This window comes from Nonomuraea sp. NPDC049378 (assembly GCF_055586745.1).
Map to the genome: position 1 here is coordinate 469355 of NZ_JBVJHP010000003.1, position 10018 is coordinate 479372.

At 67.1% G+C, this 10018-nt stretch carries 6 protein-coding genes; all 6 read right to left on the bottom strand.

Translation table 11 applies throughout. The features are described 5' to 3' along the window. Positions 1–112: 112 nt before the first annotated feature. The gene (tuf, locus tag ACZ6SA_RS09945; protein ID WP_347646474.1) at positions 113–1306 is read right to left on the bottom strand and encodes an elongation factor Tu; all 1194 of its coding nucleotides are present in this window, start codon (positions 1304–1306) and stop codon (positions 113–115) included. Positions 1307–1486: 180 nt separating this feature from the next. Next, the gene (gene fusA, locus ACZ6SA_RS09950) at positions 1487–3535 is read right to left on the bottom strand and encodes an elongation factor G (RefSeq protein WP_443157161.1); all 2049 of its coding nucleotides are present in this window, start codon (positions 3533–3535) and stop codon (positions 1487–1489) included. A 240-nt stretch (positions 3536–3775) separates the two neighbouring features. Continuing rightward, on the bottom strand, positions 3776–4246 hold the full coding sequence (gene rpsG / locus ACZ6SA_RS09955; RefSeq protein WP_020542314.1) for a 30S ribosomal protein S7: 471 nt from the start codon (positions 4244–4246) through the stop codon (positions 3776–3778). Continuing rightward, positions 4246–4620, bottom strand: coding sequence for a 30S ribosomal protein S12 (rpsL, locus tag ACZ6SA_RS09960; RefSeq protein ID WP_043623420.1), 375 nt, complete (start codon positions 4618–4620; stop codon positions 4246–4248). Before rpsL ends, rpsG begins: the two co-directional genes overlap by 1 nt. 702 nt (positions 4621–5322) lie before the next feature. Beyond that, positions 5323–9198 (bottom strand): DNA-directed RNA polymerase subunit beta', encoded by a 3876-nt coding sequence (locus ACZ6SA_RS09965; protein WP_347646471.1) that lies wholly within the window; start codon positions 9196–9198, stop codon positions 5323–5325. Positions 9199–9214: 16 nt separating this feature from the next. Continuing rightward, on the bottom strand, positions 9215–10018 hold an 804-nt coding region (locus ACZ6SA_RS09970; RefSeq protein WP_465827435.1), incomplete at its 5' end, for a DNA-directed RNA polymerase subunit beta.

Sequence of the window (10018 nt, forward strand, 5' to 3'; positions counted from 1 at the left end):
GGGGACGGGAGACAGCGCTGAGCCAGCGTCGTTGGTTCTATACGGTTCCTCTCCCCCCCTCCCCCCCCCCCCCCCCCCCCCCCCCCCCCCCCCCCCCGCCCCAGCGGTCAAGCTACTTGATGACCTTGACGACCCGACCGGCGCCGACGGTGCGGCCACCCTCACGGATCGCGAACTTGAGGCCTTCCTCCATGGCGATGGGCTGGATCAGCTCAACGCGCATCTCGGTGTTGTCGCCCGGCATGACCATCTCGGTGCCCTCGGGGAGGTTCACCACACCGGTCACGTCAGTCGTACGGAAGTAGAACTGCGGACGGTAGTTGTTGAAGAACGGCGTGTGCCGGCCGCCCTCGTCCTTGGACAGGATGTAGACCTGGCCGGTGAACTCGGTGTGCGGGGTGGTCGTGCCCGGCTTGATGATGCACTGGCCGCGCTCGACGTCGTCGCGCTTGATGCCGCGGAGCAGCAGCGCGGCGTTGTCGCCGGCGTGACCCTCGTCGAGCATCTTGTTGAACATCTCGATGCTGGTGACGGTGGTGGTCGTCTTCTCCGGCTTGATGCCGACGATGTCGACCTGCTCGTTGACCTTGACGATGCCGCGCTCGATACGGCCGGTGACGACCGTGCCGCGACCGGTGATCGAGAAGACGTCCTCGACCGGCATGAGGAACGGCTTGTCCGTCTCACGCGGGGGCTCGGGGACGTTCTCGTCGACGGCGTTCATCAGCTCGACGATGCTGTCGGCCCACTTCTCGTCGCCCTCAAGAGCCTTGAGCGCGGAGACGCGGACGACGGGCAGGTCGTCGCCGGGGAACTCCTGAGCGGAGAGAAGCTCACGAACCTCGAGCTCGACCAGCTCCAGGATCTCCTCGTCGTCGACCATGTCGGACTTGTTGAGGGCCACGACGATGTAGGGGACGCCGACCTGGCGGGCCAGGAGGACGTGCTCCTTCGTCTGCGGCATCGGGCCGTCGGTGGCGGCGACCACGAGGATGGCGCCGTCCATCTGGGCGGCACCGGTGATCATGTTCTTGACGTAGTCGGCGTGACCCGGGCAGTCAACGTGCGCGTAGTGACGCTTCTCCGTCTGGTACTCGACGTGCGCGATCGAGATCGTGATGCCGCGAGCCTTCTCCTCCGGCGCCTTGTCGATCTTGTCGAACGGCGTCGCGGCGTTCAGCTCGGGGAAACGGTCGTGGAGCACCTTGGTGATCGCCGCGGTCAGTGTGGTCTTACCGTGGTCGATATGCCCAATGGTGCCGATGTTCATGTGCGGCTTGTTCCGCTCGAACTTGGCCTTGCCCACTGGTTCTCTCCTTGAGAATCTGACTGACTTTCGTCTGCACACTTGGGCCCGGGAACTCCCGAACCCCTTGGCGGCGGGGTGGCTCTCACCACCCTGCCAGGGACCAGGAACTTGTTCGCCCCGGGCCCCTCGGCGGCGGGGCGACGATCTCCGCCGCCTCAACCACCTCGGGGCCAGGGGTTATTCGCCCCGGGCCTTCGCGACGATCTCCTTGGCGATGCCCGGAGGCACCTCCGCGTAGGAGTCGAACTGCATGCTGTAGCTCGCGCGCCCCTGCGTCTTGCTACGCAGGTCACCCACGTAGCCGAACATCTCAGACAGCGGCACGAGCGCCTCGACGACACGGGCGCCGGCCCGCTCGTCCATCGCCTGGATCTGCCCGCGGCGTCCGTTGAGGTCACCGATGACGTCACCCATGTAGTCCTCGGGCGTGGTGACCTCGACGGCCATCATCGGCTCGAGAAGCACGGCGTCCGCCTTGCGCGCGGCCTCCTTGAAGGCCATCGATCCGGCGATCTTGAAGGCCATTTCCGAGGAGTCGACGTCGTGGGCGGCGCCGTCGGTCAGCGTAACCTTCACGCCGACCATCGGGTAACCGGCCAGCACGCCGAACTCGGCGGCCTCCTGGGCGCCGGCGTCGACCGACGGGATGTACTCCCTCGGGACGCGGCCACCGGTGACCTTGTTCTCGAACTCGTAGCCGTCGTTGCCCTCGCCCAGCGGCTCGAGGTTGATGATCACCCGCGCGAACTGACCGGAACCACCGGTCTGCTTCTTGTGGGTGTAGTCGACCTTCTCGATCTTGCGGCGGATGGTCTCGCGGTAGGCCACCTGCGGGCGGCCCACGTTGGCCTCGACCTTGAACTCGCGACGCATGCGGTCGACGAGGACCTCCAGGTGCAGCTCGCCCATGCCCCAGATGACCGTCTGACCGGTCTCCTCGTCACGGCGGACCTGGAAGGACGGGTCCTCCTCGGCCAGCCGCTGGATGGCGGTGGACAGCTTCTCCTGGTCACCCTTGGTCTTGGGCTCGATGGCGACGTTGATGACCGGAGCCGGGAACGTCATCGACTCGAGCACGACCTGGTTCGCCGGGTCGGACAGGGTGTCGCCGGTCGTGGTGTCCTTCAGACCCATGACCGCGACGATCTGGCCGGCGATCGCCGACGGGCGCTCCTCGCGCTTGTTGGCGTGCATCTGGTAGATCTTGCCGATCCGCTCCTTCTTGCCCTTCACAGAGTTGACGACCTGTGAACCGGCCTCGAGCGTGCCCGAGTAGATGCGGAGGTAGGTGATCTTGCCCAGGTGCGGGTCGCTGGCGATCTTGAAGGCCAGGGCGGAGAACGGCTCGGTCGGGTCCGCGTGCCGCTCGATGACCTTCTCCTCGTTGCCGACCGCGTGGCCCTTGAAGGCCGGGATGTCGGTCGGGGCGGGGAGGTAGGCGACGATCGCGTCGAGCAGGGGCTGCACGCCCTTGTTCTTGAACGCGGTGCCGCACAGGACCGGGTTGATGGCGCTCGCCAGCGTCGCGCGGCGCAGGGCCGCGACCAGCTGCTCCTCGGTGGGCTCGGTGCCCTCGAGGAAGAGCTCCATCAGCTCGTCGTCGTTCTCGGCGACGGTCTCGACCAGCTTGTCGCGCCACTCACGGGCGGCCTCGGCGTGGTCGGCCGGGATGTCGACGGTGTCGTACATCTCGCCCTTGGCCGCCTCGGCGCTCCAGATGAGGGCCTTCATCGTGATGAGGTCGATGACGCCCTTGAAGTCGGCCTCAACGCCCCAGGGGAGCTGGATGACGGCCGGGGTGGCGCCCAGACGACTGATCATCATGTCGACGCAGCGGTGGAACTCGGCGCCGACGCGGTCCATCTTGTTGACGAAACAGATGCGCGGGACGTTGTAGCGGTCCGCCTGTCGCCACACCGTCTCTGACTGCGGCTCGACACCGGCGACACCGTCGAACACGGCGACGGCGCCGTCGAGGACACGCAGCGAACGCTCCACCTCGATGGTGAAGTCGACGTGCCCGGGGGTGTCAATGATGTTGATGGTGTGACTGAGCCACTCACAGGTCGTCGCGGCGGACGTGATCGTGATGCCGCGCTCCTGCTCCTGCTCCATCCAGTCCATCGTGGCTGCGCCCTCGTGGACTTCACCGAGCTTGTAGTTGATGCCGGTGTAGAACAGGATGCGCTCAGTCGTGGTGGTCTTGCCCGCGTCGATATGGGCCATGATCCCGATGTTGCGGACCTTGGCCAGGTCAAGAGCGGTCGTGGTGGCCACTTCTCTCGCGTCCTCTCCTGCGGAGGGCCGGGCCCCCCGCACGCCCCCTACAACTGCTAGGGCCTACGGTCGTTTATCCGCGGGGAAGCCAGCTTCCCCGCCCCCTCAGTTGCAAGGGCCTACGGTTGTCCTTCGGCGAGTCGCCACCAGGGTGACGGCTCCAGGCCGGCAACCAGCGCGCCGCGCTGCCTACCAGCGGTAGTGAGCGAAGGCCTTGTTGGACTCGGCCATCTTGTGCGTGTCCTCGCGCTTCTTGACGCTCGCCCCGAGGCCGTTGCTGGCGTCGAGGAGCTCGTTCATGAGGCGCTCGGTCATGGTCTTCTCGCGGCGGGCGCGGGAGTACTGCACCAGCCAGCGCAGGGCCAGGGTGGTGCTGCGCGCCGCGCGCACCTCGACCGGCACCTGGTAGGTGGCGCCACCGACGCGACGGCTGCGAACCTCAAGGGTCGGCTTGACGTTGTCGAGCGCGCGCTTCAGGGTGACGACCGGGTCGTTGCCCGTCTTCTCCCTGCAGCCCTCGAGGGCGCCGTAGACGATGGACTGCGCGATGGAGCGCTTGCCGTCCAGGAGCACCTTGTTGATCAGTGCGGTCACCAGCGGCGAGCTGTAAACCGGGTCAGCCATGAGCTGACGACGGCCAGGAGAACCCTTACGAGGCATTAGCTCTTCTCCTTCTTCGCGCCGTAGCGGCTACGGGCCTGCTTGCGGTTGCGGACACCCTGGGTGTCGAGCGAACCGCGGATGATCTTGTAGCGAACACCAGGCAGGTCCTTCACACGACCGCCACGCACGAGCACGATGGAGTGCTCCTGCAGGTTGTGACCCACACCGGGGATGTAGGCCGTGACCTCGATGCCGTTCGTGAGCCGAACGCGGGCCACCTTGCGCAGTGCCGAGTTGGGCTTCTTCGGGGTGGTGGTGTAGACGCGCTGGCACACGCCGCGCCGCTGGGGGCTCCCCTTGAGGGCAGGAGTCTTGGTCTTGGCGACCTTGTCCTGCCGGCCCTTGCGGACCAACTGCTGAATAGTGGGCACTGCCACTCCGTTTCGTGCCTTGGCCGGTGTTACGTCAGTTGTGGTGCATGTGCAGGTTCTGCCGGTGTCATGACCTGCTGTCTTTCGCTGTCCCGGTGCCCCCGCGCTCGGGCGTGTCGCGCTATTCACACAGACACATCCGCGAGGATTACGAGCCAGGAAGCCGTCCCACGCTCGCAATTGAGCGCACGGTCGAGAGCCCGCATAGAGACGGGCACGATGTCCAAGACTACCCAGACCCATGCGACACGTCAAAACGGCGCGACAAGGCGGGCAAGCCGTGCCACTCCGGATCGCCGGGGCCTACTTCATCCAGCCCATCTACAGCTCCGCGACCATGATATAGGCCCGCAGACCCTCTCGTCCCCCGGACCGGCGTGTTCGTCGCCACACGCGATCACGATCAACCCCTTCCTTCCGGTACGGCGGCACCCACGTCACCCAGACGCCGTACAGGGCCGGGGACCTCCAGGGAGACGCCTCTGACCCCGCACGTGGCGCAGCGCCGCCACGGCGCCCTGTGGACCGTCTCCGTGGTCCGCCGGGCACCCGGCACGCCCCCGCCGGTCACCCCACGTCCACGGCGAGCCCCGGACACGCAGAGAGCCGAAAGCCACACCGGGCACGCGCGGGTGCGAACGCGAAGCGCCCGGGTCTCCTGATCGGAAACCCGGGCGCGTTCAGCTGCCGTTGACTAAGAAATCACCGGTTGTACTGGCCGAAGTCGTATTCCTCCAGCGGCACGGCCTCGCCGCTGCCGGTGCCGAAGGTGTAGTCGGCCGCCGAGCCGTCGTAACCGCCGACGGTGTACATGGCCGCCTTGGCCTCTTCGGTCGGCTCCACCCGGATGTTGCGGTATTGCGGCATGCCGGTGCCCGCAGGGATGAGCTTACCGATGATGACGTTCTCCTTCAGGCCCAGGAGCGAGTCGGACTTGGCGTGGATCGCCGCGTCCGTCAGGACCCTGGTCGTCTCCTGGAAGGAGGCCGCCGACAGCCACGACTCGGTGGCGAGCGACGCCTTCGTGATGCCCATGAGCACCGGACGGCCGGCGGCCGGGGAGCCGCTCTCCGCCACCGTCTCGCGGTTCATCTGCTCGAAGCGCGGACGCTCGACGAGCTCGCCGGGCAGCAGGTCGGTGTCACCGGACTCCAGCACGTTCACGCGCTTGAGCATCTGCCGCACGATGATCTCGATGTGCTTGTCGTGGATCGACACACCCTGCGAGCGGTAGACCTGCTGGACCTCCGCCACCAGGTGCAGCTGCACGGCCCGCGGGCCGAGGATGCGCAGCACCTCGTTGGGGTTGACCGCACCCGCGACCAGCTGCTGACCGACCGTGACACGCTGGCCGTCCTGCACGAGCAGGCGCGAGCGCATCGACACCGGGTAGGCGATCTCCTCCGAGCCGTCGTCGGGGGTGATCACGACCTTCCTGGTCTTGTCGGTCTCGTCGATCCGGGCCCGGCCCTCGGCCTCGGAGATCGGGGCGACACCCTTGGGGATGCGCGCCTCGAACAGCTCCGTGACACGGGGCAGACCGTGGGTGATGTCGGCGCCGGCCACACCACCGGTGTGGAACGTACGCATCGTCAGCTGCGTGCCGGGCTCACCGATCGACTGGGCGGCGATGATGCCGACCGCCTCGCCGACGTCCACGAGCTTGCCGGTGGCCAGGGAGCGGCCGTAGCAGGTCGCGCAGACACCGATCTTGGCCTCGCAGACGAGCGCGCTGCGGGTGCGGACCGTCTCGACGCCCGCCTCGACCAGGGCCGCGACGTGGTTGTCGTTGATGTCGACACCCGCGGGGACGATGACCTTGCCGTCGACCTCGACGTCCTCGGCCAGGATGCGGCCGTGCACGTTGGACTCGGCGTTCTCGGCCTTGACCAGGCTGCCGGCCGCGTCGCGCTCGCCGACGTGCAGCGGGACGGCGCGGTCGGTGCCGCAGTCGATCTCACGCACGATGACGTCCTGGGCGACGTCCACCAGACGACGGGTCAGGTAGCCCGAGTCGGCGGTGCGCAGGGCGGTGTCGGCGAGACCCTTCCGCTGGCCGTGGGTGGAGATGAAGTATTCCAGCACCGACAGGCCCTCGCGGAACGAGGCCTTGATCGGCCGCGGGATCGTCTCACCCTTGGTGTTGGACACCAGGCCGCGGATGCCGGCGATCTGCCGGACCTGCATCTTGTTACCGCGGGCGCCGGAGTTGACCATCATCCAGACCGGGTTGGTCGCCGGGAAGGCGGTGACCATGTCGGTCTCGACGTCGGCCGTCGCGTGCGTCCAGATCTCGATGAGCTCCTGACGGCGCTCCTCGTCGGTGATCAGACCGCGCTCGTACTCGCGCTGGACCTTGTCGGCCCGGCGCTCGTAGCTCTCCATGATGTCGGTCTTGTTGGGCGGCGCGACGACGTCCTCGATCGAGATCGTGACGCCGGAGCGCGTCGCCCAGCGGAAGCCGGCGTCCTTGAGCGCGTCGAGCGCGTTGGCGACCTCGATCTTGGGGTAGGTCTCCGCCAGCTCGTTCACGATCGTGGACAGCTGCTTCTTGCCGACCTGGAAGTCGACGAACGGGTAGCTGCCGGGCAGCGTCTGGTTGAACAGGCACCGCCCGAACGTCGTCTCCAGCCGGATCGGGTCGCCCTGCTCCCAGCCTTCGGGCGCGACCCAGTCACGCGGCGGCAGGACGTCCTTCAGCCGGATGTGGATCTTCGCCTGGATGTCCAGCTCGCGGCGGTCGAAGGCCATCTGCGCCTCGGCGATCGAGCCGAACACGCGGCCCTCGCCCAGCGCGCCGTCCTTCTGGGTGGTCAGCCAGTAGAGGCCGATGACCATGTCCTGGGTGGGCATCGTCACGGGCTTGCCGTCGGCCGGCTTGAGGATGTTGTTGGTCGAGAGCATCAGGATGCGTGCCTCGGCCTGGGCCTCAGCCGACAGCGGCAGGTGCACGGCCATCTGGTCGCCGTCGAAGTCCGCGTTGAACGCGGTGCAGACGAGCGGGTGGATCTGGATGGCCTTGCCCTCGACCAGCTGCGGCTCGAACGCCTGGATGCCCAGGCGGTGGAGCGTCGGCGCGCGGTTGAGCAGCACGGGGTGCTCGGTGATGACCTCTTCGAGGACGTCCCACACCACGGGACGCGCCCGCTCGACCATCCGCTTGGCCGACTTGATGTTCTGGGCGTGGTTGAGGTCGACCAGCCGCTTCATCACGAACGGCTTGAACAGCTCCAGCGCCATCTGCTTGGGCAGGCCGCACTGGTGCAGCTTGAGCTGCGGGCCGACGACGATGACCGAACGGCCGGAGTAGTCGACGCGCTTGCCCAGCAGGTTCTGGCGGAACCGGCCCTGCTTGCCCTTGAGCATGTCGCTCAGGGACTTCAGCGGACGGTTGCCGGGCCCGGTGACCGGGCGACCGCGACGGCCGTTGTCGAACAGCGCGTCGACGGCCTCCTGCAGCATCCGCTTCTCGTTGTTCACGATGATCTCGGGCGCGCCGAGGTCGAGCAGACGCTTGAGCCGGTTGTTGCGGTTGATGACCCGGCGGTAGAGGTCGTTGAGGTCGGAGGTCGCGAACCGGCCACCGTCGAGCTGCACCATCGGGCGCAGGTCCGGCGGGATGACCGGGATGCAGTCGAGCACCATGCCGCGCGGCGAGTTGGTCGTGTTGAGGAACGCCGACACGACCTTGAGCCGCTTGAGCGCGCGGGCCTTCTTCTGGCCCTTGCCGCTGCGGATGGTCTCGCGCAGGTTCTCGGCCTCGGCGTCGAGGTCGAAACTGACCAGGCGCTCCTGGATCGCCTGGGCGCCCATGCCGCCCTTGAAGTAGCGGCCGAAGCGGTCGCGCATCTCGCGGTAGAGCAGCTCGTCGCCCTCGAGGTCCTGGACCTTGAGGTTCTTGAAGCGGCTCCAGACCTCGTCGAGCCGGTCGATCTCGCGCTGGGCGCGGTCGCGCAGCTGGCGCATCTCGCGCTCGGCGCCCTCACGGACCTTGCGGCGCTGGTCGCCCTTGGCGCCGGCGGCCTCGAGCTCGGCCAGGTCGCTTTCGAGCTTCTTCTGCCTGGTCTCGACGTCGGCGTCGCGGCGCTGCTCGATGTGCTGCCGCTCGACGGAGATCTTCGCCTCCAGCGAGGGCAGGTCACGCTCACGCATCTCGGTGTCGACATGCGTGATCATGTAGGCCGCGAAGTAGATGACCTTCTCCAGGTCCTTCGGGGCCAGGTCGAGCAGGTAGCCGAGGCGCGAAGGAACGCCCTTGAAGTACCAGATGTGCGTGACCGGAGCGGCCAGCTCGATGTGGCCCATCCGCTCACGACGCACCTTGGCACGGGTCACCTCGACGCCGCAGCGCTCACAGATGATGCCCTTGAACCGGACGCGCTTGTACTTGCCGCAGTAGCACTCCCAGTCACGGGTCGGGCCGAAGATCTTCTCGCAGAAGAGCCCGTCCTTTTCCGGCTTGAGCGTGCGGTAGTTGATGGTCTCCGGCTTCTTGACCTCGCCGTGCGACCACTGACGGATGTCGTCGGCCGTCGCCAGCCCGATCCGAAGCTCGTCGAAGAAGTTGACGTCTAGCATTTGTGCGATCTCCCCCTCAGACTTCTTCCACGCTGCTCGGCTCGCGCCGGGACAGGTCGATTCCGAGCTCCTCCGCGGCGCGGAAGACGTCCTCGTCGGTGTCACGCATCTCGATGGACATGCCGTCGCTGGAAAGCACCTCGACGTTCAGGCACAGCGACTGCATCTCCTTGATGAGGACCTTGAAGGACTCGGGGATGCCCGGCTCGGGGATGTTCTCGCCCTTGACGATGGCCTCGTAGACCTTCACCCGGCCGAGAACGTCGTCGGACTTGATGGTCAGCAGCTCCTGCAGGGCGTAGGCGGCGCCGTAGGCCTCCAGCGCCCACACCTCCATCTCACCGAAGCGCTGGCCACCGAACTGGGCCTTACCGCCGAGCGGCTGCTGAGTGATCATGGAGTAAGGACCGGTCGACCGCGCGTGGATCTTGTCGTCGACCAGGTGGAGCAGCTTGAGAATGTAGATGTAGCCGACCGAGATCGGGTAAGGGAAGGGCTCGCCGCTACGGCCGTCGAACAGCTGGGCCTTGCCGCTCGGCTGCACCATCCGGTCACCGTCGCGGTTGGCGACGGTGTTCTGCAGCAGACCGACGATCTCCTCTTCGTGGGCGCCGTCGAAGACCGGCGTGGCCATGTTGGTGCGCGGGGCGACCTTGTCGAAGCCCTTCTCGCGCAGCCGCCCGGCCCAGGCCTCCTCCACCCCGGAGATGTCCCAGCCCCTGGCTGCGATCCACCCCAGGTGGGTCTCCAGCACCTGGCCGACGTTCATCCGGCCGGGCACGCCCAGCGGGTTGAGGATGATGTCGACCGGCGTGCCGTC